The following is a 24,965-nucleotide window of genomic DNA, read 5'->3' as shown; positions in this document are numbered from 1 at the left end:
CTTTTACTCTGGAACTACAGTCAAATTGATGTTCTTTAATTTCGCGTTTACGTCGGCTTCTTTTGTCAGCGGGAAAGTACCCACTTGTGTAATCGCTCGTCTCGTTGCAGCGCACAACCGGCTATCACCATCGAGCACTTTTACCTCACCAGCAATCGCACCATTGCCAGCTGGAATTAAGCGTAAATTAACTCGACATTGCTTTCCCCGAAAACTGTCCTCTAGCAACAGTTTTTGTTGAATCAACTGGGTGTAAATTGCCCCCATTCGCTGCAGCTCAGACGTCACATGGTTAGAACGCGCCGATGTATTTTGCTCCGACTCACTTTCCAACCCGGCAAAAATGTCATTCATCGCCGCTTCTTGCTCTTGTCTTTCACGCTCAAGCTGCTTTAAGCGCTCTTGCTCTTTGCGTGCTTTCTCTGCTGCTGCTTTCGCGGCTTGTTCTTTCTCTATGCGCTGGCGCTCGGCCTTTTCAGCCGCTTCTTTTTCAAGACGCGCTTTTTCTTGCGCTGCCTTCGCGGCTTTCTCTCGTTCAACGCGCTCTTGTTCGGCTTTACGTACTGCGGCTTCTTGAGTTTTTCGTTCCGCTTCCGCTTTTGCCGCGCGTTCTTTTTCACGTTTCGCTCGTTTTTCCGCTTCTCGTGTTGCTTGAGCCTCTTTGGCTTGCTGCACTTTAAGCTTACGAATTCGTTCCTCTTCCGCTTTACGGTTTCGCTCTAATTGCTCACTCTCACGGCGCAGTTTGTCCAATCGGTCTTGCTCTTTTTTCGCCGCAGTTTCGCGCTGTTTTCTAATTTCTTGCGCTTGTTGGCGAACGCGAGCAGGATCAATGACAACAGCCTGAACCATACCTGTTGGTTCAGCCTCTTTCATGGTGAAATCCGTGCCCCAGAGCAAAGCCACGATCAACACCACGTGTGCCAATAAAGAAATGGTTATTGGCTTTCCGTAGCGCGCGGCTTGCTTTTTATTATTTTTCTTCATACTGCTGCGATGACTATTCCCTGATATCGGTCAGTAGGCCAACTTTTGGTATCCCTGCCTGACTCAATTCATCTAATAATAAAACCACTTCTGCATAGGGTGTTGCGGCATCGCCGCCCACAGCTACAGGTGAATTAGGGTTAATGGAAAGCTCGGCGCGCACTCTGACAATAATGTCTTGTAGGCTTAACCCACGTTGAACATCTTCGTTGTTCACACTCAGTCCAAAATTCCCATCGCGATCGACTTCAACGATGATAAAGCTGGATTCTGTATCTCCAGCTAAATCAGAAGCAGGCTTCGCGGTTGACGTTTTCGGTAATTCAACATCAACCCCTTGTGTCACAAAAGGTGACGTCACCATAAAGATGATCAGCAGCACCAACATCACATCGATGTATGGCACTACGTTTATCTCTGCGGTCAGCTTTCTCTTTTTAGGTTGATAGCCTGCCATTACTGTTCCTTACCGGCCATTGCTTGGCGGTGCAGGATAGAGTGGAACTCTTCAGAGAATGTGGCGTAGTTATGCTCTAGTTTGCCCACTTTCGTGCTGAGTCGGTTATACGCCATTACCGCTGGAATCGCAGCAAATAGACCCATCGCCGTTGCAATCAACGCTTCGGCAATACCAGGGGCGACCATGGCTAGTGTCGCTTGCTTCACTTCACCGAGTGCGATAAAGGCATGCATAATACCCCATACCGTACCGAACAAGCCGATATATGGACTGATAGAGCCCACGGTCGCTAAGAATGGCAGGTTCACTTCCAAATCATCGACTTCACGCGCAACGGCAACGCGCATAGAACGCCCTGTTCCTTCCATGATAAACGCAGGAGAGTCAGCATTCGATTTACGTAGACGTAAAAACTCCGTAAAGCCGCTGTAGAAAATCTCTTCCGTACCAGAGAGGTCATCTTTGCGCTTCTTTACATCTTGGTAAATAACAGAAAGATCGGCACCTGACCAAAATCGGTCTTCAAAGCTATCCGAGTCTTTCGTTGCCTGAGTCAACACCTTGCTACGCTTAATGATCATTGCCCATGATACGACTGACATACCAAGCAAAATCAGCATGACGAGCTTAACAAGCAAACTCGCTTGTAGAAAAAGGTCCAGAAACGAAATTTCAGCGTTCACGTTTTAACTCCAATAAGATTGACGAAGGTATGCCCTTCGGCTTCATTTTTACATTATCAATACATGCCACTTTAACCAGTGCTTTCGCGAATGTCACACCTTCCGCGTCGACTATTTCTTGTTGAAAGGTTAATGAAGCACGCTTAAATTCCGAAACGGCGGTTTTTACCGTGAGATGAGCATCCAGCCGAGCACCTTGAACAAAGTCGATATCCATATGGCGCACAACAAATCCGGTATGCTCAGCTAACAGCAAATTCTGGCTAACTCCAACGCTGCGAAGTAACTCTGTCCGAGCACGCTCAAAAAACTTAAGGTAGTTGGAATGGTAAACCACGCCCCCCGCATCGGTATCTTCGTAATACACGGTGACAGGGAACTCAAAATAAGAAGGTAAGTCAATCAAACTAATAATTTCCTAGAAACAACAACGCCCTACTATAGCGTAAGTGCCTTAATATAGCGCAAGTGCCTAAATATAACGTAAGTGCCTTAATATAACGTAAGAAGATCGAATTGTTATTACTGCTGACAATAATTTTTGAATAAAGTGCGAAAATTTACACTTAACTGAAGAAGTTGTGAGTAGATTTGTCGTTTCACTTGCGTTTATAAAATAAAACTGCCCTATTCGAAAGTACCGCAAGGGGAAAACATCCATTACTTACTTAAGTGAGCTTCCATTCACGCAAAAGCCCGAGCATTAGCTCGGGCTTTATCTTTATAAGACGTACATTACTGTTAAGTAACTCAGCACAGTTAACGAGATGTAAGGGCTAAATAGAATTTGCCAGACCCAAAGCCTTGGCTTAAACCCTACGCCGTACACCATGCTCGAACATAAGGACAGGACAAAAGCCAGCCCAAGGAGTGGCGTGAAGCCACCAATTTGTTCTGCATAGGCGTCCGGCCGCCACATAAATAGTCCAACATGTGCAAATCCCATTAGCAATGCTATGGCCTTTAACCACGTTTTATCTAGCCACTTATGTGCATTCGTAAACGTCTCGTTGAGATTACTCACTGTCTTTGTCCGTATCTTTCTTTATCTGTTTACCATTTTGGTCGACAGCTTCATCTTCATCCATCATTTCGCGATGTTCTAACCACAAAGCGTTGATGATGCCAAAAGCACACGCGAGAAGCACACCTAAAATCCAAGCAAAATACCACATTCTATGTGCTCCTTAATAAAGTGAGTTTTTGTTTTCTTCGATGAACTTGTCATCAAGACGACCAAACATTTTGTAGTAAGTCCAAGCTGTGTAGCTAAGGATCACTGGCACCATAACAAACGCAACACCCGTCATCAGGTTCAACGTCAATTCACTTGATGTTGAATCCCACATAGTCAGGCTTTGATTTGGGTTTAGGCTGCTTGGCATAACAAATGGGAACATAGCAAAACCTGCAGTAAAAATAATACCGCCGTTCGCTAGGCTCGATGAAACAAACGCTAATGCACATTTTTCAAAACGTGACGCAAGCACCGCAAGCAGTGGCATTACAATACCCAGAGCTGGAGCGATCCAAAGCAGCGGGTAAGTTTCGAAGTTGTTCATCCAAGCGCCCGCTTCACGGATCACTTCTTTATTAAGAGGGTTCGACGCCGCTGCAGTGTCGATAGCACTGACAATAACGTAACCTTCAAGGGTTTGAATCCAGAAGCCTGCGGCAACAAACGCTGCAACAACCAATAGACCCATCATTTGAGCCACATTACGCGCTCGCATGTGAACATCACCGGTGGTTTTCATTTGCAACCATGTTGAGCCTTGCAAAATGATCATAAACACACTGACCAAGCCACAAAGCAACGCAAACGGGTTGAGCAATCCAAAGAACGAACCATGATAGGTAGACATCATGAAGTCGTTAAGTTGGAACGGCACCCCTTGTAGCAAGTTACCAAACGCCACACCAAAGATAAGCGGAGGAACGAAGCCGCTAATTGAGATCGCGATGTCCCAAGTGTTACGCCAGCGTGGATCTTCAATTTTTGACCGGTAATCAAGACCCAGTGGGCGCAGCCATAACGCCGCTAGCGTTAAGATCATTGCCAAGTAGAAACCTGAAAATGACGTTGCGTAAACAAGAGGCCAAGCCGCAAATAGAGCGCCACCAGCGGTAATTAGCCAAACTTGGTTGCCGTCCCAGTGTGGTGCAATAGAGTTAATCATGACACGACGCTGTGTATCCGTTTTACCGATCACAGGTACTAGGGCACCCACACCCATATCGAAACCATCGGTGATAGCAAAACCAGCAAATAACACGCCAATTAATACCCACCAGATAAATCGTAAGATTTCGTAATCAAACATTCTTTTTCTCCCTGCTTACGCTTCTACTTGACGGCTAACTTTATCTTCAACCGAATTTGCATTCTGTTCGAAGTGGTAACGACCCGTCTTTAAGCTACTTGGTCCTTTACGAGCGAATTTCACCATTAGATAAACTTCGGCAATTAAGAACACGGTGTAGAGCGCGATAATGGCAAACAATGATGTCCATAGTTGGCTCATGGTTAACGCGGAAGCGGCAACATGAGTAGGCAGTATTTCACCCACCGCCCATGGCTGACGACCGTATTCGGCGACAAACCAACCAGCTTCAATAGCAATCCAAGGTAGTGGCATACCAAATAACGCGGCTTTAAGAAGCCATGGTTTTTGGTTGATTTTCTGACGGCAAGTTTGAACAAACGCAGCACCGAAGATGAATAGCATGATGAAACCACACGCTACCATGATACGGAACGACCAGAATAATGGCCAAACTGTCGGGATTGAGTCATCAGCCGCCGCTTGAATTTGATCTTCAGTGGCATCAACAACATTGTCGGTATAGCGCTTAAGCAATAAGCCGTAACCGAGGTCTTGTTTCACTTCATCAAATGCTGCAAGGTTTTCGTCAGAACGATCACCGGCACGAAGTTTTTCAAGTAGGTCGTAGGCGTACATACCGGTACGAATGCGGTCGACGTGCTCTTCACGGAGATCACGTAGGCCTGTTACTTCCGTATCAATAGAACGCGTCGCAATAATACCCATCACGTAGGGGATCTTAACGGCAAAGTCGGTGTGCATTTTTTCTTGGTTTGGTAGTCCAAACAAGGTGAATGCCGCCGGTGCTGGTTCAGTGTGCCATTCCGCTTCAATTGCAGCCAATTTCACTTTTTGAACATCACCAAGCTCGTAGCCAGACTCATCACCCAGTACGATTACAGACAAAATTGAAGCCATACCAAAAGAGGCAGCAATGGCAAAAGAACGACGAGCGAATGCCATGTCGCGACCTTTTAGCATGTAGTATGAACTGATACCAAGGACGAACATTGCGCCTGCGGTATAACCCGATGCAACGGTATGAACAAACTTCACTTGCGCAACTGGGTTAAGAACCACTTCTGCGAAGCTAACCATTTCCATACGCATGGTTTCAAAGTTAAACTCTGCGCCAACAGGGTGTTGCATCCAGCCATTAGCGACCAGAATCCACAATGCAGAAAAGTTTGAACCCAACGCCACTAGCCAAGTTACTGCTAAGTGTTGACGTTTAGATAGCCTATCCCAGCCAAAGAAGAAAAGACCGACAAAAGTGGACTCTAGGAAGAAGGCAACCAGTGCTTCTATGGCAAGTGGCGCACCGAAGATATCCCCCACATAGTGAGAATAGTACGACCAGTTTGTTCCAAATTGGAACTCCATGGTTAAACCGGTGGCAACACCAAGTGCAAAGTTAATACCGAATAGCTTACCCCAGAACTTTGTCATGTCCTTGTAGATTTGCTTGTCGGTCATTACATAAAGAGACTCCATTATAGCGAGAAGAAACGCCATACCGAGTGTCAATGGAACGAATAAGAAGTGATACATCGCCGTGAGTGCAAATTGCAATCGCGACAGCTCCACTACATCTATCATGGTAACTCCTTTTGTGTCGGCTGAAAGACACGTTTTATATTAAGCGGCAAGGATGACTGTTTAATTCACATTAAACTTGTTGAGACTTGGCATCATCCTTGTTGCGAATATGTACCCTAATGGTTAGTTATTTGTTAAGCTTGCGCTAATATAGCTGCCGCTAATATTACTGCTAAATTAAATCAGTTTCAAAAGGTTTATTTAGTAACGTGCTTTGATTTACATCAATAAAGACAAGGAGTTGATTGTACAATCTTTAATCACAATGACACAGATCAATTTTGGTCGGCATTTGTAACGAGATTGGGGAGCAGCGAGAAAGCGCAGATTACGAGAAGCAACCCTTTAGTAGTAAGGGGTTATAGTAAAATCAATAGAGCAAGATGATGGTAGGTAGCGCACCTATAATGCGCCATTAGCATGCAGTGTTATATTAACTGCATGCTAATGAGTAGTAACAAAAACAAAAAATGATTTTGTAATTATCGATTGTTGCAATGAATGAGCGTTATGACTTATCGATACCAAAATGCAGATACGCGCGATCTGACGCAATTCTTCCACGTGGAGTACGCTGCAAGTAGCCTTGTTGAATGAGATAAGGCTCAATGACATCTTCAATGGTGTCTTTTTCTTCACCAATCGCCGCGGCAAGGTTGTCTAAACCAACCGGTCCCCCAGAAAACTTCTCCATAATGGCGAGCAATAGCTTACGGTCCATATAGTCAAAGCCTTGGTGATCGACATCCAGCATGTTAAGGGCTTTATCAGCAATATCCGAACAAATGTGCCCATCACCTTTTACTTCGGCGTAGTCTCTAACTCGGCGAAGCAACCGGTTAGCGATACGAGGCGTACCACGAGCACGACGTGCTATTTCTAACGCGCCTTCCGGCTCCATTGATAAGTTAAGACAAGCGGCGCTTCTTTGCACGATGCGCTGCAAATCGGCAATTTTGTAGTACTCAAGACGCTGCACAATACCAAAACGGTCACGTAACGGTGACGTTAGGGACCCTGCTCGGGTCGTCGCGCCGATGAGAGTAAAAGGTGGGAGATCAATTTTAATCGAACGCGCCGCAGGACCTTCGCCTATCATGATGTCTAGCTGATAGTCTTCCATCGCTGGGTACAAGATCTCTTCAACCATTGGGCTTAATCGATGTATTTCATCAATAAATAACACATCATTTTCTTCAAGGTTGGTCAACAACGCGGCCAAGTCACCGGCTTTTTCTAACACCGGACCAGACGTGGTGCGAATATTAACGTCCATCTCATTGGCAACGATATTAGCAAGAGTTGTTTTACCCAAACCCGGCGGACCAAAGATCAATAAGTGATCCAACGGTTCATTTCGCAGCTGCGCTGCTTTAATGAAGATCTCCATTTGGTCACTAACATGCTGCTGACCTTCGTAGTCGGCTAACTTTTTTGGTCTAATTGCCCTATCAATGACATCCTCGTCTTTAAAAACGGGATTTTCTGGGGCTATAAGGCGATCGGCTTCAATCATATTTTTATCTCTATTGAATCGCTACTAAGCTTACACCATTGAGCGCAATGCATCACGAATAAGCGCTTCACTGCTCATTCCTGGTTTCGCCACTTGCGAGACAACTTTTGTTGCTTGTGCTGACTTGTAGCCAAGAGCAAGCAAAGCGCCGACCGCTTCATCTTCTGCGCTGTTTGCTGAGCGCAACGACTCCATCCCATCCATTGGTGCGGCATCGGTTGCAGGCGTAAACAGATCCCCTGCGCCCCACCCTTTCAAACGGTCCTTCATTTCAACCACTAAACGTTCTGCGGTCTTTTTACCGACACCAGGAAGCTTCACTAGCGTAGAAATGTCTTCACGTTCAACACAAGAAACAAACTGGCTCGCTGACATGCCAGACAGAATACCTAAACCAAGTTTAGGGCCCACGCCATTGGCTTTAATCACTTCTCTAAATAGGGCTCTTTCGCTGACAGAATTAAAACCGTATAGCAACTGAGCATCTTCACGAACAACAAAATGTGTGTAAATGATGGCTTCTTCGCCGACTTCTGGTAATTCATAAAAACAGCTCATTGGCATTTGAATTTCATAGCCTACGCCCCCGACTTCAATTAAGAGCTCAGGTGGCTGCTTTTCTACTAGAATTCCGCGTAATCGTCCTATCACAGTTTAATTTCTCATGCTATTTGTAATAGGACTTAGGATATAGAATAACTGGATGGGTATCCAGTTATTTTAGAAGGGAGCTGATGAGCCAATAACTGTATTTTTGTTGGTTAACCGTGTTTTTATTGGTGTTTAAGCGAGTACCGTACGTAACCGCTCTGACAATTCTGTTCCTTCATTAATCTGCTGATTGAGCTGCTCGGTAATAATTTGAATATCATCGGCAACCGACTTGCTGTCCGCCACCGAATGAGCCACTTCACTGCTTGCTTGATCCAGTTCGCCAATGGCCTGATTCTGCTGGCTGACCAGTTGACTCAGGTCGCTTATTTCCGTTGAGATCACTTGCACCTGTTGGATCATTTGACTCAATTCCGTCACTGTCGTTTGGATCGTCTGCTGACCAGAATTAATCTCACGCTGGCTATCCCCAATTAACGCACGAATTTCTTCTACTGAATTACTGGTTTTAGAAGACAGTTCCCTCACTTGTTCGGCAACCACGGCAAAGCCCCGGCCGTGCTCCCCCGCTCGCGCAGCTTCAATTGCGGCATTTAACGCGAGTAGATTGGTTTGATCCGCCACGGTCGTAATAAGCTCCATCACCGAGACGACTTTTTGGTTACTTTTATCGATATTAGTGATCGCTTGCGTTGATGCGTTGAGCATTTCGCTGCTGCTTTCCGCTTGCGTTTTTATCGCTTCGGTTTGTTGCATGACTTGCGACATGAACACCACCGAGTCTTGCGTAAAGGCTGAGAGTTGTTCTAGCTGTTGACTCATCTCTTCTGCCGCACTTGCTTGCGAGGCACTGTTTAGCCCGAGTGACTGCACGTTGTCTTTCAGCTGAGACGATTGCGTGTTTACGTGGTGTATCACGCCATCAAGCTCTTCTACGCTTTCATTAACAACCACGAAGGTAGCATCTAATTTCGCTTGTCCTTGCGTGGCTTTCTCTCCTTGTAACTGACTATTTTGTAGCGCTTTTTCTGCACGAGTAATGGCGCTTTCTTTCTGTTTTGAGGTAAAGCTTTGTGCAAAACAAATCACCAATAACGGTAGAATCATCCCTGACCAGATTTCAATGTTGTGCTTGCTGGCAGAAAGTTGTATTTGCGGGAAGCTATAACCGCTAGTGTGCAGATACGTCAACGTGCCGGTGATCAATACAATCCCTACGCTCCAAGTTAACGCCATAATGCGTGATGCGGACAGGTAAAAAGCAACAATAAGCAACGGTGCCCAAAATGCTTGGGTAGAATCAACAATGCCACCGCTCTGATAAATGATGTTGAGTGCATGGCTTGTCATACCGAGAAAACCCACATTCAGCGCTATGGTGATTCCGTGAGTCCAACGAAGCAACGCTAGTGACACACACTCGAGGAAAATTAATAGCAAGGATGTGGCAAACAACGCAGCATGACCATTGCCATGCCATTTAATCGCGCTATATAGGCCAACGACCAGTGCAACAATGGCAAATACCGCGGTGATCTCTGCTTTTCTGAGTTGAATATGCGCTAGGCGATCAGAATCTAAAATAAAGTAGTGCCATATGACGTTGTTTTTCATTGTTATTTGGTCCTTTGACTTAACTCATCGGACCAATTATAGAAGTTAACAATAATTTAACAATGGCTTTTTCTGATTTGGCTCGAAACTGTGGGCTAGCTATCGTTAAGCTTGTTAATATCAGCGATGCAAATGCTAAGGTTAGAATAATGGCTACCGCCAGAGTGATAGCTAACGCTAACCATCGTACGCTGACTAACGATAACGCCCTCGTTTGGCTCCGGTGGCTTTGCCCGCTAATGCAATCAGTGTTTTGTTAGTGTTCGCATGACAAATCGCCACTCCCAGCGCATCTGCCGCATCCGCTTGGGGTTTTGCTGCCAACTTTAACATGCTCATCACCATATGCTGAACTTGTACCTTGTCGGCACCACCCGAGCCCGTCACCGCTTGTTTAATCAGTCGAGCGGCGTATTCGTGAACTGGCAAATCGTGATTAACGGCAGCAACAATTGCGCTGCCTCTCGCCTGCCCAAGTTTGAGTGCTGAGTCGGCGTTTTTCGACATGAACACTTGTTCAATCGCAAATACGTCCGGCTGGAACTGAGTGATAATTTCACTCACCCCTGCGTAAATTTGTTTCAAGCGTCCGGGCAGCTCTTTTTCGGACATACGAATGCAGCCACTGCCAAGATAATACAAGTGTCGGCCCTGTTGCCGAATAACACCATAGCCCGTAATACGCGATCCGGGATCAATACCAAGAATAATTGACATAAATTACAACGCTGTCGCTCCTAAGCTTTGTTTCACTATACCTAAACTTCATTTTACTATCCGTAAATCAGATAAAAAAAATCCCGCCTTAGCGGGATCTTTTTACTCACTATCATCGATGTTGCCAAAAGAGCAACAGACGAAAGTCAGTCATCAAAAGCGAGCAACCTTGGTCATGTTCGTTTACCAACGTTGCTAAGACTTTCTATTCTGCGTCTTTCTTTGCTGCTTTCACTGCAATCGCCAGTTCATCTAACGATGCTGGGTTAGCCAGGCTAGGTGCGTCCGTTAATAGACACGCCGCCGCGGTTGTTTTAGGGAAAGCAATCACATCACGGATGTTTTCTGTGCCACATAACAGCATCACTAGACGGTCTAGACCGAATGCAAGACCGGCATGAGGTGGTGTACCGTACTTAAGCGCATCAAGTAAGAAACCAAATTTCTCACGTTGCTCAACATCGTCAATACCTAAGATACCAAATACCGCTGACTGCATCTCTGCATTGTGAATACGGACAGAACCGCCACCCACTTCGTAGCCATTGATAACCATATCGTAAGCATTTGAATTTGCCGCCGCTGGATTTGCTTTTAGCTCTTCCGCTGTCATGCCTAGAGGCGATGTGAATGGGTGGTGCATCGCGTGCAGATTCCCTTCATCATCTTCTTCAAACATTGGGAAGTCGATAACCCAAAGTGGTTTCCACGCTGCGTTGTCGGTTAGCTCTAGATCTTTACCAAGCTTAAGACGTAGTGCACCCATGGCTTCTGCCACGATGTTTGCTTTGTCTGCGCCAAACAAGATGATGTCACCAGATTCTGCACCAGTGCGCTCTAGAATACCGTTGATTACATCTTCGCTTAGGAATTTAGCCACTGGCGATTGAACCCCTTCTGCGCCCGCAGCACGATCGTTCACTTTCATCCACGCTAGGCCTTTCGCGCCGTAGATGCCAACAAACTCACCGTAGCCATCAATGAGCTTACGAGTCAGTGATGCGCCACCTGGTACACGGATAACCGCAACACGGCCTTTCTCGTCATTTGCTGGACCAGAGAAGACTTTAAATTCAACATCTTTTACTAGATCTGCAATATCAACAAGTTCAAGCGGGTTACGCAAATCAGGCTTATCTGAACCAAAACGACGAATCGCTTCAGAGAACGGCATGATAGGGAAATCACCTAGGTCAACGTTAAGCAGCTCTTGCCACATGTCGCGAACCATTTTTTCTGTTGTCTCACGAACTTGCTCAGCCGACATGAATGAGGTTTCGATATCGATTTGAGTAAATTCAGGTTGACGGTCAGCACGCAAGTCTTCATCACGGAAACACTTAACGATTTGGTAGTAACGGTCAAAACCAGACATCATTAGCAGCTGTTTGAACAACTGTGGTGATTGCGGTAATGCGTAGAATGACCCTTTATGAACACGACTTGGTACTAGGTAATCACGTGCGCCTTCTGGCGTCGCTTTGGTCAGTACTGGTGTTTCGATATCAAGGAAGCCATTTTCATCTAGGAAACGACGAACAAAGCTTGATGCCTTAGCACGTAACTTAATACGGTCACTCATCTCTGGGCGACGAAGATCGATATAACGGTACTTAAGACGCTGTTCTTCTGTATTCGTTTGGTTGAAATCAAGAGGTAGCACGTCAGAACGGTTGATGATTTCTAGGCCAGACGCCAAAATTTCAACTTCACCCGTTGCCATGTCTTTATTCACTTGGCTGTCTGGACGAACGCGAACTTCGCCCGTTAGCTTGATGCAGAATTCGTTACGAAGTTGGCTTGCCAATTCGAACACATCCGCCATATCTGGATCGACAACTACCTGAACGATACCTTCACGATCTCGCATATCAATAAAGATAAGACCGCCTAAATCACGGCGACGATTAACCCAGCCGCACAAATCTACAGTTTGTCCTGCAAGGGACTTGTTCAGGTGACCACAGTAATGGCTACGCATAATGAATTTCCCAATTTCCAATTATTAATTAAAATCAAATTGTACGAGAAGCGGCGATGGAAACAACCACAATACCCACATACAAAATTAAAGGTTCATTTATACTCGGAAAATCGTCTAAAATCGACCTAATTTGACAGTTTTATTGTGTTTAATTGCCGTCAGACTTAGTCTGATTAGTTAAACGGACAAAATATCAACAAAAGCGCAGTAGAAGGTAATATGAGTGAGCTAAGTTTACGGTTGGGCCTGACGATGTGGTCACATAATGATTGGCTTCATTCGTTTTATGGCTCTGGCACGAAATCGAGCCAAAGGCTCGAGCGTTACGCGTCGGTATTCCATACTGTAGAAGGCAACACGACATTCTATGCGACCCCAAGCGACAACACGGTGAATAATTGGAATAAAGCGACACCCGAACACTTTCGCTTTACGTTTAAACTGCCAAAATCCATTACCCATGAGCAACAACTAAGACATTGCCAAGCGCCACTCCACGATTTTTTAGCCACGATGTCACCGCTAAGAGAAAAGCTGGGCATGCTGACCATTCAGCTCCCACGCCGCTTTGGCCCTAACGATCTCCCTGCTCTGCAATCATTTTGCCAGTATTTCCCTAACGATATGCCATTAGGTGTGGAAGTTCGCCACCCGGCCTTTTTTCAAAAGGGCCCGCACGAGAAAGCGCTCAATCAATGGCTACTTGAGCATGGCATTGATCGAATCATCATGGATAGCCGCCCAGTATTTGCCGCTGAACCCAACTCACCAGCAGTGATAGACGCTCACAATAACAAGCCCAAAGTACCGGTTCATGCCATTTCTACTGGGCAACACCCCATGATTCGGTTTATTGGTCATCCCGATCTCGAAGCAAACAATCCATTTTTCAAACCCTGGCTGAGCAAACTGCCAGAATGGATTGCCCAAGGCAAACAGCCCTATCTCATGATTCACACTCCGGATAATCAGTACGCTCCAGAATTGGCGCTGCAATTATATACGCAGTTACAACAGCATATAGGACAAGTACCTGGTATCAATCAAGTACCTGGTGCCAATCACCCGATATCTTTGCCCTCTTTAGCGTCTTTTCCTCCTAACGCTGATGAACATCAGATTGCGATGTTTTAAGTACTCATTGCGATGTCATAAGTACTAACGGTTACCTTTATCGATAAGAGCAACCTACTCACACCACCTGTAGCCACGGTGAGTAAAGAATGGCTTCATATAATGACAAGTACACTTGAATAGCGTAAAATGCGCGCCTTTTTATTACGTCTACAGAATGAGAGAGACGACATGGAAAACAAAGATACGATATTCTCTGCCCCTATCGCGAAAATTGGCGATTTTACGTTTGATGAAAGGGTGGCTGAAGTCTTCCCAGACATGATTCAACGTTCCGTACCGGGCTATAGCAATATCATTTCTGCTATCGGTATGTTGGCGGAGCGTTTTGCCAAACCTCATTCTGTTGTCTACGATCTTGGCTGCTCTCTTGGTGCCGCAACGCTTTCTATGCGTCGCCATATCCAGCAAGAAGGCTGCAAAATTATTGCCGTCGACAACTCTTCAGCAATGGTCGAGCGCTGCAAGTTGCACATTAACGCCTATCGTTCCGATACGCCTGTCGATGTGATTGAGGCGGATATCCGCAACATCGAGATTAAGAATGCATCGGTGGTTGTACTCAATTTTACTTTGCAATTCTTATCGCCTGAAGACAGGCAGACCCTACTAGAAAAGATTTATGAAGGTCTGCGCCCGGGTGGCATTCTAATTTTGTCAGAAAAGTACATCTTTGAAGATGACACCGCGCATGAGTTATTAATCGACCTTCACCATGACTTCAAACGAGCCAACGGTTATAGCGAGCTCGAAATCAGTCAAAAGCGCAGCGCTATTGAAAACGTGATGCGCCCTGATTCTATCGCCACGCATAAGCAACGCTTTAATGACATTGGTTTTAGTAGCTCTGAAGTCTGGTTCCAGTGTTTCAATTTTGGTTCTATGTTCGCCATCAAATAAGTCAATATATCGAGAGTCCCATGTTTAACTTTGCAAATTTTTATCAACTCATTGCCCAAGACACGCGTTTACAACCATGGCTAACGGTTCTTCCTCAACAATTGACAGACTGGCAAAATGCCCAACATGGCGATTTCGACCGCTGGCTACGAGCTTTGGCGAAAATCCAAACGGGTACTCCGGATAACATTGACCTAAAAACCAGCGTCACGCTTTCCAATTCAGACGCACTGCCCGTCGGTGAAATGAAGAAGCTAGAAAGCCTACTTCGTACATTCCACCCTTGGCGCAAAGGGCCTTATACTGTCCATGATATTCACATTGACACTGAGTGGCGCTCAGATTGGAAATGGGATCGTGTATTACCCCACATCACGCCACTCAAAGATCGCTCAGTTTTAGATGTTGGCTGTGGTAATGGCTACCATATGTGGCGCATGCTAGGCGAAGGTGCACGCCTTTGTGTGGGTATCGACCCATCGCACCTGTTTCTGGTCCAGTTTGAAGCCATTCGCAAGCTGATGGGCGATGACCAGCGAGCGCACTTATTGCCGTTAGGAATTGAGCAGCTACCAGAGCTTGAAGCCTTTGATACGGTTTTTAGCATGGGTGTGCTCTATCACCGTCGCTCTCCACTTGACCACCTGATCCAGCTCAAAAACCAGTTAGTTCCCGGTGGCGAGTTAATTCTTGAGACTCTCGTGATTGATGGCGATGAAAACGCCGTACTTGTCCCGTTTGACCGTTATGCACAAATGCGCAACGTTTACTTCTTCCCATCTGCGCCTGCGCTAAAAGTGTGGTTAGAAAAAGTAGGCTTTGAGAATGTACGCATTGTGGACGAAAACGTGACGTCAGTCGGCGAGCAACGCACGACTGAGTGGATGACGCATAACTCTTTACCTGATTATCTGGATCCCAATGATCCAACAAAGACGATTGAAGGCTACCCAGCCCCACGAAGAGCGATCCTCGTCGCTGACAATCCAAGCAACTAAATTCACTTGGCTTCTCATTTCTTATGATATTTACCAAAGGCTTATAAGTCTGACGCAGCTCTGACAATAGGGAGTATCGCACTCCCTATTCGATGCGTTAAAATCCGCCTCAATTCATTCCAATTTACCACAACTGTTTAGGATTTAAGATGTACAAACGCTTGGTACCGCTTGTCGCCATCACTCTTCTCGCTGGCTGCGCTTCTGTAAACCACCAAGAACTTCACCAAAGTACCTTAAATGCGATCAAGAACTCCGAACAACACCTTGATAATCGCCTTACGAATTTGGATCTACAACTAAGCAATCAAAGCGACTATATTGATAGCCTTGAATCTGAAGTGATTGCGCTGACTAAGCGCATCGAAACACTGCAAAACAACCAAGACTCAGCCGTAGAAAAGTTGGCTGAGCCGAAAAAACAAACCACCCCTGCTCGCAATATAAGTCCATCTAAGCCTGTCGTTTTAGGTTCGGTTGAAAAGGTCGACCTTGATATTCTCAATCGCCGATTCGATGCTCGCGTTGATACGGGTGCTGTCACCTCATCTCTTAATGCTATCGACATTCAAGTTTTTGAGCGCGATGGCAAACAGTGGGTAAAATTCCACCTCCTCGATGACAAAGCGAAAACACAAGACAAGCGTTGGATTGAGGCGCCCGTTATTCGTTATGTTAAAATTCGTCAATCTACGAATGAAAAGGCCGAACGTCGCGCCGTTATCGAATTGTGGATCCGTGTTGGAAATATCCATGAAAAAGCGCAATTTACACTGGCAGATCGCTCTCAAATGACCCACCCTATATTACTAGGAAGAGAATTCATCAAAGATATTGCTTTAGTTGACGTTAGTCAGCAATATATACTTTCTTCTAACGAATGAATCTCTTTTGAATAACACTCTCAGGGACAGTAAATTACAATAATAAGGTTGTTTATGACTTCACGTATTCCATTTTTTCTATCAGTTGGTGTGCTGATTGCAATAGGTATCGCGCTTAGTGTCCTTCGACATGAAACCTACGGCGTACCTTGGACCCCAGGCGAAGCTCGTCAAGTTTGGGACATTGAATCCCGAGTCGAGTTTAACGCGACTGGCCAACCCGCTAAAGTCTCTTTAGCCGCGCCATACACGCAAGAAGGCTTTACACTCATTAGTGAGTCGGCGTCTTCGCCAGGTTACGGCATTTCTTACGTTGAAACAGACGCAGGTCGACGAGCAGAATGGTCTATTCGTGAAGCTCATGGACCGCAAACTATCTACTACAAAACTCAATTCCTTGTCGATGACCAAGCCGTCGCCAACTCAGAACCACCAACGGGTGACATCGTTATTCCAACATTCGATGGGCCTGAAGAAGCCGCTGCAACCGCGCTTATCGAGCGAGCAAACAGTCGTTCATCGGACAACATCACGTTTACCCGTGAGCTCATCAAAACCCTCAATGACGTAGATAGTCAAAACTCTGCCCTCATTCTTAATACGATGAACAAGACTCAAGCAGCGGCAAAATTGTTAGCGTACGCTGAGATTCCTAGCAAAGTGGTTGGTGTCATCGAGCTGGAAGATGGTCGCCGTCGTCAATCCATCCAACAAATGATCCAAGTCTGGGATGGCGCTAAGTGGCAGATTTTCGCACCAGAAGCCAATGAAGGCGAGAAGAAGAAAAACCTTCTCGTCTGGGATGAGTCTAACGTTTCATTACTTGATGTGGTCGGTGGTAAAGACAGTAAAGTACACTTTACGATGATTGCTCAAGAAGTCAGTGCTCAAGAAGCCACCGACAGTAAGGTCGATTCTGACAACCTACTTAACTTCTCGATTCACAGCCTACCGCTGGAAGAGCAAGCAATGTTTAAGACCATCATGCTTATCCCAATTGGTGCGCTTATCGTTGTTTTGTTGCGAGTGTTGGTTGGCTTGAAAACATCAGGCACCTTTATGCCGGTATTGATTGCGGTGGCATTTGTACAAACACAACTGGTCACGGGTATTGTCGGTTTCTTGCTTATTGTTGGTACTGGCTTGGTGATTCGAAGTTACCTGTCCAAACTTAACTTGCTGCTCGTTGCCCGAATATCGGCGGTAATCATCACCGTTATATTGATTATCTCCGTCTTTACTGTAGTGGCCTTTAAGATCGGCCTTACCGAAGGGCTATCCATTACCTTCTTCCCTATGATTATCCTTTCTTGGACAATCGAACGTATGTCTATTTTGTGGGAAGAAGAAGGCGTAAAAGAGGTTGTGCTACAAGGTGGCGGTTCTCTGCTAACGGCAGTGATGGTTTATGTTGCGATGACCAATCCATACATTCAGCATCTCACGTTCAACTTTATCGGGCTGCAACTGGTTATCCTTGGCACCATTCTTTTGGTCGGTACTTACACTGGTTACCGTCTAACAGAGCTACGTCGATTCAAACCTCTGACGGAGGACTAATCTATGTTGAATAAGATTACCAGTCCGTTCAAGCTACGCGAACGTGGCATTATGGGAATGAACAAGCGCAATCATAGCTACATTAGTAAGTACAATGATCGCTCTAAGTATCCGCTGGTTGATGACAAGCTGCAAACGAAGATCATCGCTGAAAAAGCAGGCGCAACAACGCCTGCCCTTATCGGCGTCATTCGTAGCCAAGCTGAAGTTAAAAAAGTTCACAAGATGGTGAAAGACTGGCCTGGCTTTGTGATTAAGCCCGCTCAAGGTAGTGGTGGTAAAGGCATATTGGTCGTCACTGAGCACAAAGATGGTGTTTACACTAAACCCTCTGGTGCAACGATTAACGAAGTCGATGTAGAGCGCCACATCAGTAACGCTCTTGCTGGTTTGTTCTCTCTTGGTGGCAAGAACGACGTAGCCGTCGTTGAAAACCTTATCAAATTTGATGACTGTTTTGACGGCTTCAGTTATGAGGGTGTGCCTGATGTACGAATCATTGTATTCCAAGGCTACCCCGTTATGGCCATGATGCGACTCTCTACCTCAATGTCTGACGGTAAAGCCAACTTGCACCAAGGCGCGGTAGGGGTAGGTATTGACATCGCAACCGGTAAAGCGGTTCGTGCGGTGCAATATGACCAACCCGTGACATTGCATCCTGATACCGGTAAAGAACTGGCAACGTTGGTGGTGCCTCACTGGAAGCGTCTGCTGACACTTGCCTCTAGCGCGTATGAAATGACAACGCTTGGTTACATGGGTACCGATATGGTGCTTGACCGTGAAGAAGGTCCGATGGTATTAGAGCTTAACGCACGTCCTGGCTTAGCCATTCAGATTGCTAACGGGTGTGGCTTACTCCCTCGCCTACAGCATATTGAATCACTTGGGACACCAAACCCATTTGACTACCCAACACCGGAAGAACGTGTTGAGTATGCGGCAAAAATGTTTGGCCACCATAACGAGTAGCCAGTAAAACAGAACAAAACGGTGGGTTATTGCCCACCGTTTTTTTGATAAAAGTACTGGCAAACCGATTACACCACATCATGTTTGCGCTAGATCTCACTTTTCGATTTCTTTCCTCTAGAATCATTAAAAAATCACACATCAAGTAAATTATTAAGTATCAGTCACTTATCTGCAAAACATCAAAAATACCAAACCATTTAGCATTCACCCAGACAATAGCACGCCATCCATAACCTTCCTGGCAATCAAGCATTAATCTATCAAAACAATCCGTTAGCGTGTTAACAACCCTCACTCCACGAGCTCAAACCCTTAACACCACACTAAAAGCCTGATCTATAGGTAAATTTATATTTGCATTAATTCACTGCGCCTTCGACTTCTCACCCTTTATATTTGCCGCGCCTAATAATGTGCGACCAACACTGCGTTTCTTAGCATGAACAGTCTCACAGCTCGTCGTCAATCACGACCCTGAAATATTAGGTCTACACATATAAAGTAATGGTAATTGCTTTAATGACTCTTTGGATTTTGTGGCTTGGAGATTTAAATGACCAAATCCGTTCTATATGCAGCCTTAACATTTTCGTTAACCTTTCTCTTTGGCTGTGATACTGACAACGCAACTGTTGCTTCTGTGTCTCCTGTCAGCGTGAATACTATCGCCGTATCACAAAGTGACACTTTCCCCATCACCGAATATGTCGGTCGAACTCGTGCTCCCGAAGATGTGCAAATTAGACCACTGGTATCCGGGCGCCTTATTCACAAAGCGGTGTCTGAAGGCGCGGATGTGGAAAAAGGCGAGCTATTGTATGAGCTGGATCCAAAGCCATTTCAGGTTAGATTGAACGCCGCTAAAGCCGAGCGAGCCAAAACCAAGGCACAACTCGCCCAAGCCAAGCGTACCCTGACAAGAGCAAGCAAACTTCACAGTGAAGGCTCATTAAGCCCACTAGAGTTCGAAGAAATTCAACTTGAGCACACCACCGCGTTGGCCAGTTATGAAATCGCGAATTCTGAATTTGATAAAGCCCAGCTCGAGCTCGACTGGACACAAATCACTAGCCCAATTAAGGGCCGCGTGAGTAACTCTGAATACAGCTTAGGTGACATCGTCACACCTGAAGGACAGCCGCTAACAACCGTGGTCAAACTCGACACCACTTGGGTCAATATTTCGGTCAATGAAACCTCTGGATTAGCCGAATTTCAAAAAGCAATGATCTTGAATCAAAGCCATGCCAGCGACTTTGATGTCAATCTAAAATTAGCGAACGGAATTCGCTACCCTCACGCAGGCCAAGTCGGTTTTGTCGATAACCGCGTGGATGTTGAAACGGGTACGATCACCGTTCGTCTTAACTTCCCTAACCCACAGCTCCTTTTATTACCGGGACAATATGTCACCGTTGAAGTGGTTGATGATTCCATTGCTTCTTTGTCAGTACCGAGCAAAGCCGTTCAATATGATCAAGGTGGACACTTTGTCTATGCCGTGGATTCGCAAGCCACCGTGCAAAAAAAGTACTTTAAGTGGTATCAGCAATTGAGCGATATCTTTTTAGTTGAGTCAGGCCTGACGCTGGGCGAACATATTGTTGTCGATGGGCTGCAAAAGGTGAAACCGGGAACCATCGTGGATGCTGCCATGACGGAAGAAGGATAACTCAAATGGTTGAATTTTTTATCCGTCGTCCCAAGTTCTCCATCGTACTGAGTATCTTGATGACCATCATCGGTCTGGTTGCACTACTTAATGCCCCCGTCGAACAGTACCCAAATGTCGCGCCACCTGAAATTGAAGTGACCACGGAATTTACCGGCGCAAACGCCGAAGTGCTGCGAGATACCGTTGCAACCGAAATAGAGAAAGAGGTTAACGGTGTCGAAGGCATGATTTACATGAAATCTAAATCCGCTGGCGACGGCAACTACTTGCTGACCGTAGCCTTTGAAGTCGGTTTTGATGCTGACAAGGCACAAATATTAGTACAAAACCGAGTCAACCGTGCAATGGCGAAGTTACCTGAAGAAGTGAAACGTTCAGGTGTCAAAGTTGAAAAGACCGCGTCCAACATTATGATGGCCGTTTTGGTGCACTCGCCAGATCAAAGCCAAGACGGGCTATTTCTCAACAACTACGCCAACATGAATATTAAAGACGAGCTCGCGCGGGTGGCTGGGGTTTCAAAGGTACGTAATATCGGCGACATGGAATACGCGATGCGTATTTGGCTTGATCCGCTAAAAATGGCAAGCCTTGGTATTGTACCTGAAGATGTGGCTGCCGCCATTGGCGAGCAGAATGTCATCCGCCCTGCTGGTATGGTGGGTGCTGCGCCCTATGCTGAGCAATCTTCACCGTTTCAAATGGTGGTACGCACTGAAGGACGATTAAGTAACGCCGAACAGTTTGACGACATCGTGGTCAAATCTGACAAGCAAGGTAAATTAGTTCGCATTTCGGACGTGGGCAAGGTGGAGCTAGGTTCTCAACAGTACATCGTCAAAGCGATGTATAACCAATCAGATGCCGCGTTACTTGCGATTTACCAAGCGCCAGGAGCCAACGCGTTGGATATATCCTCTGGCATTGATGACAAAATGGAAGAGCTCAAGTCACGCTTTCCGCAAGGTATTGACTACTCAATTCCATACAACCAGACCGAGTTCGTTAAAGTCTCTATCGCAGAGGTGTTCGAAACCCTCATCATTGCGGTTCTTCTCGTCACGGCGGTAACGTACGTTTTCCTTCAAGATTGGCGCACCACCATCATTCCGGTGATTGCGATTCCTGTCTCTGTCATTGCCACTTTTGCTGCCATGAAAGTGATGGGGATGTCGATGAACATGCTGACACTGCTTGGTCTCGTATTGTCGATTGGCGCTGTTGTCGACGCCGCTATTATTGTGGTTGAGAACGTTGAACGTTTAATGGCAGAAGAGCATCTTTCACCAATGGATGCCACACTAAAAGCCATGCGAGAAGTGACCGCGCCTATTCTTGCTTCTGCTTTAGTGCTGTTTGCAGTATTTGGTCCCGTTACCATGATGCCCGGACTGACAGGTCAGCTGTATCAGCAATTTGGTATTACGCTATCGGTTTCTATCGCCATTTCAACGATAAATGCCTTAACCCTTACCCCTGCCCTTGCCGCCATTTTAATGCGCCCCGGCGGCCCTAAGCCCGGCAAATGGTTGCAAGCATTCAATCACGGATTAGAAAAAGCCACAACAGGGCTTGGCGTGACGGTATCGCTGATGATCAGACGCTTGGCGCTAAGCATAGCGTGCTTTGGCGTCATGATTGCGGCCATCGTAATGATGGGCTATCACATGCCAAGTGGCTTCCTACCCGATGAAGATTCTGGCAGCTTTTTCATTAACGTAGAACTGCCACAAGCGGCGTCGCTTGCACGTACCGAGCAGATTACCCGTGATGCAATTGACATTGTGCAATCGGAAGAAGGGGTGTCCAGTGTCGTGTCGGCTCCCGGTTTTAGCTTACTTGGTAATGCCGCTGCTTCTAACTCTGCAATGATGATTGTTAACCTTGACCATTGGCAACAGCGTAAAGACACAACCATGCACATGAAAGCCATCATGGAGCGCGTTCAAACCAAACTTGATTCCATCAAGCATGCTGAGATCATTAGCTTCTTTTCTCCCGCTATTCCTGCGCTTGGAATGAACTCAGGGTTTGAAATGCGCCTTGAAGATACCATGGGACGCTCATCTCAATCATTAGCTGAAGTCGGCGACAATTTGATGCAACAAGCGATGGCGCATCCAGCCATTGACTTGGCTTACACCATGTTTCGCGCCAATACACCTCAAGTAGAAGTAAAGCTCAATAGAGACAAAATCAAAGCCACTAATGTAAGCCTTGAGTCTGTCTATATGACATTGCAAACCTACCTCGGCGGTCTTTATGTCAATGACTTCACAGAGTTTGGTCGAAACTACAAAGTATTCTTGCAGTCCGAAGCCGGCAGTCGCGCCAAAAGCAGCGACATTTCAAGTTTTTACGTTCGTTCTCTTGATGGAAAGATGGTGCCTCTTAACTCACTGATTACAGTAAATAATACGCTGGGCCCAGAAGCGGTTGAACGCTTTAATCTGTATAGTTCACTGATGATTAATGGTGTCGCAGCTCCGGGATACAGCTCAGGAGAAGCGGTAGCAGCCATGGCAAAAATCGCCGATGAAAGCTTACCTGCAGGCTACAAATACGATTGGTCAGGGCTAACCTACCAAGAGCAAAAAGCAGGCAATGCGGCACCGATTATGTTCGCCATGGCTATGTTGTTTACCTTTTTGTTCCTTGTGGCGCAGTACGAATCTTGGGTGACACCACTGGCGATTATTATGTGTGTGCCAACGGCCATTTTCGGTGCCCTGCTCCACACTTGGCTAATGGATGGCGATATTAATATCTACACGCAAGTGGGCTTGGTATTGATGGTCGGAATGGCAAGTCGTAATGCCATACTCATTGTCGAATTTGCCAAAGAGTTACGTGAAACTAAAGGGCTGTCAATTGTCGATGCTGCTATTGCGGCAACAAAATTGCGCTTTAGAGCCGTATTAATGACTGCGTTCTCCTTTATCCTAGGTGTCATTCCGCTCGTCATTGCCACAGGTGCTGGTGACGGTGCCCGACGCGCGGTTGGTTATAGTACGTTCGGCGGCATGCTCGCCGCAACCGTGCTGGGGTGTTTAATCGTGCCGGTTATCTGGGTGATGCTACAACGCCTAAGGGAGCGCCATGGTAAAGCCGCACCTCTTACTGTTAATTCCGAAGTTCGCTAGTACTGAAGCGCTTGCATAGCAAATCACGTCAAAGCGTCCAAAAGGGTTGACTATCAAGTCAACCCTTTTTCCATTAGGTTTGCTTGGGTTTAGCCGCGCCATTGAGAAGCGCTGCAACAATCGATTTCTCTGGTATTTGGTATTGCCCAGCACAATACGTCATATGACCATACCCTTCCGCCTCATGCTTATAGTCTGCTGACAAATGTGTGGCTAACCATTTACCTTGTTCAAATGGAATCGCAGAATCATCATCAGAATGCCATACGCACGCATTAGTACATTGGAGATTCTTAACATCAAAACCCCAGTCAAAGCAGGTGTCTTGCGCTGATTCCCATGTCGCCCCGGTTGTTCCCCTTACAACAGAACGACGCATCGAACTTTCAAAGCGTTCAATAAGCGCTTTATCGGCGTTAACTTTAGGGAACCCCTTACGAATTGGCATACTGGCGAGGCTGGCTGGTAGCACACCAAACACAATGCGGAACACTGAAAAATACCAGCCCATCGTCACCTGTTTTAACTTTGACGATGTTGGCGTCCCTCCCGTTCCTATGGTCGCCCCTGTGCCAAGTTCTTCACAAAGTACCGTGGGTAATAGTGGTGCATTAAGGCCTAAACCAATACAACGCTCCTGAAAATGTAAAGCCGCCGCCATCGCATGAGGCGTCCCTTGCGAATGACCCGTAATATGAAACTCACCAATACGTTCCGCGGTTAACACCGCGTCTAAATCTTCAGCAGGCCAATCTACCACTCTGCGACCGGGTTTTTCGTCACTAAACCCGCAACCGGGTAAGCTTATCGCGATCCCTCGACACTCTAGCGCCTCACAAACCGCCTCATACGTTGCTCGCTCAAAACCCGCTTCTAACCCGGAACCGTGCATATTAATAACAACTGGCGCGTTTGGGTCATCACTGCCGTAAACACAATAAGCGACCTGACGACCGTCCTGTGTTATCACAATGCGTTGTTGAGCGGCTTCGAACTTATCTCTTGGAATGGGTTGCATACCTTGATGACGAATTCTGACGCCCCAAAAATTGAATAACACCACCAAGACGATGAGTGACACTATACTAAATACGACCATACAGACTCCTACATGCTAACGCCGATAACATACTGTAGATAATGATATTTTATTCAAATACGAAACCATTCAAGATACAAGGTGGCTATCAAAAA

21 protein-coding genes and 1 pseudogene are annotated in these 24,965 nt (G+C 46.2%); 8 read left to right on the top strand and 14 right to left on the bottom strand.

What is annotated here, in order from left to right:
• Positions 1-3: 3 nt before the first annotated feature.
• The 13 genes and pseudogenes from tolA to aspS all read right to left on the bottom strand — a co-directional run bounded on the left by tolA (position 4) and on the right by aspS (position 12,496).
• Positions 4-987: a cell envelope integrity protein TolA gene (tolA, locus tag MD535_RS11070; RefSeq protein WP_265675091.1), complete on the bottom strand. Its 984-nt coding sequence runs from the start codon at positions 985-987 to the stop codon at positions 4-6.
• A gap of 13 nt (positions 988-1,000) precedes the next feature.
• Positions 1,001-1,444 (bottom strand): protein TolR, encoded by a 444-nt coding sequence (gene tolR / locus MD535_RS11065; protein WP_250617072.1) that lies wholly within the window; start codon positions 1,442-1,444, stop codon positions 1,001-1,003.
• Complete coding sequence (tolQ, locus tag MD535_RS11060) at positions 1,444-2,130, bottom strand: protein TolQ (protein ID WP_265675090.1); 687 nt, start codon at positions 2,128-2,130, stop codon at positions 1,444-1,446. The genes tolR and tolQ overlap by 1 nt, the downstream gene beginning before the upstream one ends.
• The gene (gene ybgC, locus MD535_RS11055; protein ID WP_279348259.1) at positions 2,120-2,536 is read right to left on the bottom strand and encodes a tol-pal system-associated acyl-CoA thioesterase; all 417 of its coding nucleotides are present in this window, start codon (positions 2,534-2,536) and stop codon (positions 2,120-2,122) included. The genes tolQ and ybgC overlap by 11 nt, the downstream gene beginning before the upstream one ends.
• Before the next feature lie 315 nt (positions 2,537-2,851).
• Positions 2,852-3,154, bottom strand: coding sequence for a cyd operon protein YbgE (ybgE, locus tag MD535_RS11050; protein WP_265675089.1), 303 nt, complete (start codon positions 3,152-3,154; stop codon positions 2,852-2,854).
• Positions 3,155-3,206: 52 nt separating this feature from the next.
• Positions 3,207-3,305: pseudogene (gene cydX / locus MD535_RS11045) on the bottom strand (cytochrome bd-I oxidase subunit CydX); the annotation flags it as partial.
• Between the two features lie 12 nt (positions 3,306-3,317).
• A complete protein-coding gene (gene cydB, locus MD535_RS11040; protein ID WP_265675088.1) occupies positions 3,318-4,454 on the bottom strand; it encodes a cytochrome d ubiquinol oxidase subunit II in 1,137 nt (378 codons plus the stop codon).
• 15 nt (positions 4,455-4,469) lie between these two features.
• Positions 4,470-6,056 carry a cytochrome ubiquinol oxidase subunit I gene (cydA, locus tag MD535_RS11035; protein ID WP_265675087.1) on the bottom strand — a complete coding sequence of 529 codons (1,587 nt, stop codon included), beginning with the start codon at positions 6,054-6,056 and terminating at the stop codon, positions 4,470-4,472.
• Positions 6,057-6,564: 508 nt separating this feature from the next.
• The gene (gene ruvB, locus MD535_RS11030; RefSeq protein WP_265675086.1) at positions 6,565-7,572 is read right to left on the bottom strand and encodes a Holliday junction branch migration DNA helicase RuvB; all 1,008 of its coding nucleotides are present in this window, start codon (positions 7,570-7,572) and stop codon (positions 6,565-6,567) included.
• A 30-nt stretch (positions 7,573-7,602) separates the two neighbouring features.
• Complete coding sequence (ruvA, locus tag MD535_RS11025; protein ID WP_265675085.1) at positions 7,603-8,223, bottom strand: Holliday junction branch migration protein RuvA; 621 nt, start codon at positions 8,221-8,223, stop codon at positions 7,603-7,605.
• Between the two features lie 132 nt (positions 8,224-8,355).
• The gene (locus tag MD535_RS11020; RefSeq protein WP_265675084.1) at positions 8,356-9,798 is read right to left on the bottom strand and encodes a methyl-accepting chemotaxis protein; all 1,443 of its coding nucleotides are present in this window, start codon (positions 9,796-9,798) and stop codon (positions 8,356-8,358) included.
• Between the two features lie 195 nt (positions 9,799-9,993).
• Positions 9,994-10,515: a crossover junction endodeoxyribonuclease RuvC gene (ruvC, locus tag MD535_RS11015; protein WP_250617064.1), complete on the bottom strand. Its 522-nt coding sequence runs from the start codon at positions 10,513-10,515 to the stop codon at positions 9,994-9,996.
• Between the two features lie 205 nt (positions 10,516-10,720).
• Positions 10,721-12,496 (bottom strand): aspartate--tRNA ligase, encoded by a 1,776-nt coding sequence (gene aspS, locus MD535_RS11010; protein ID WP_265675083.1) that lies wholly within the window; start codon positions 12,494-12,496, stop codon positions 10,721-10,723.
• 222 nt (positions 12,497-12,718) lie between these two features.
• Here aspS and MD535_RS11005 point away from each other — a divergent pair, with 222 nt between their 5' ends.
• The 8 genes from MD535_RS11005 to MD535_RS10970 all read left to right on the top strand — a co-directional run bounded on the left by MD535_RS11005 (position 12,719) and on the right by MD535_RS10970 (position 23,771).
• Positions 12,719-13,633 (top strand): DUF72 domain-containing protein, encoded by a 915-nt coding sequence (locus MD535_RS11005; protein WP_265675082.1) that lies wholly within the window; start codon positions 12,719-12,721, stop codon positions 13,631-13,633.
• 171 nt (positions 13,634-13,804) lie between these two features.
• Positions 13,805-14,533: a carboxy-S-adenosyl-L-methionine synthase CmoA gene (gene cmoA / locus MD535_RS11000; RefSeq protein WP_265675081.1), complete on the top strand. Its 729-nt coding sequence runs from the start codon at positions 13,805-13,807 to the stop codon at positions 14,531-14,533.
• Positions 14,534-14,553: 20 nt separating this feature from the next.
• Complete coding sequence (gene cmoB / locus MD535_RS10995) at positions 14,554-15,531, top strand: tRNA 5-methoxyuridine(34)/uridine 5-oxyacetic acid(34) synthase CmoB (protein WP_265675080.1); 978 nt, start codon at positions 14,554-14,556, stop codon at positions 15,529-15,531.
• Positions 15,532-15,680: 149 nt separating this feature from the next.
• Positions 15,681-16,415: an ATP-dependent zinc protease family protein gene (locus MD535_RS10990; protein WP_265675079.1), complete on the top strand. Its 735-nt coding sequence runs from the start codon at positions 15,681-15,683 to the stop codon at positions 16,413-16,415.
• A 54-nt stretch (positions 16,416-16,469) separates the two neighbouring features.
• Positions 16,470-17,975: an inactive transglutaminase family protein gene (locus MD535_RS10985; RefSeq protein ID WP_265675078.1), complete on the top strand. Its 1,506-nt coding sequence runs from the start codon at positions 16,470-16,472 to the stop codon at positions 17,973-17,975.
• Positions 17,976-17,978: 3 nt separating this feature from the next.
• Positions 17,979-18,950, top strand: a complete 972-nt coding sequence (locus MD535_RS10980; RefSeq protein WP_265675077.1) for an alpha-L-glutamate ligase-like protein — start codon at positions 17,979-17,981, stop codon at positions 18,948-18,950.
• 556 nt (positions 18,951-19,506) lie between these two features.
• Positions 19,507-20,625 carry an efflux RND transporter periplasmic adaptor subunit gene (locus MD535_RS10975; RefSeq protein WP_265675076.1) on the top strand — a complete coding sequence of 373 codons (1,119 nt, stop codon included), beginning with the start codon at positions 19,507-19,509 and terminating at the stop codon, positions 20,623-20,625.
• Between the two features lie 5 nt (positions 20,626-20,630).
• The gene (locus MD535_RS10970) at positions 20,631-23,771 is read left to right on the top strand and encodes an efflux RND transporter permease subunit (protein WP_265675075.1); all 3,141 of its coding nucleotides are present in this window, start codon (positions 20,631-20,633) and stop codon (positions 23,769-23,771) included.
• A gap of 73 nt (positions 23,772-23,844) precedes the next feature.
• Here the strand turns inward: MD535_RS10970 and MD535_RS10965 are convergent, their stop codons facing one another.
• Positions 23,845-24,870 carry an alpha/beta hydrolase gene (locus tag MD535_RS10965; RefSeq protein WP_265675074.1) on the bottom strand — a complete coding sequence of 342 codons (1,026 nt, stop codon included), beginning with the start codon at positions 24,868-24,870 and terminating at the stop codon, positions 23,845-23,847.
• Positions 24,871-24,965 lie beyond the last annotated feature (95 nt).

Source organism: Vibrio qingdaonensis (genome assembly GCF_026191675.1).
Taxonomy (GTDB): domain Bacteria; phylum Pseudomonadota; class Gammaproteobacteria; order Enterobacterales; family Vibrionaceae; genus Vibrio; species Vibrio qingdaonensis.
Note: the sequence above shows the minus strand (reverse complement) of the source record. Positions and strands in the feature narration are given on the sequence as shown.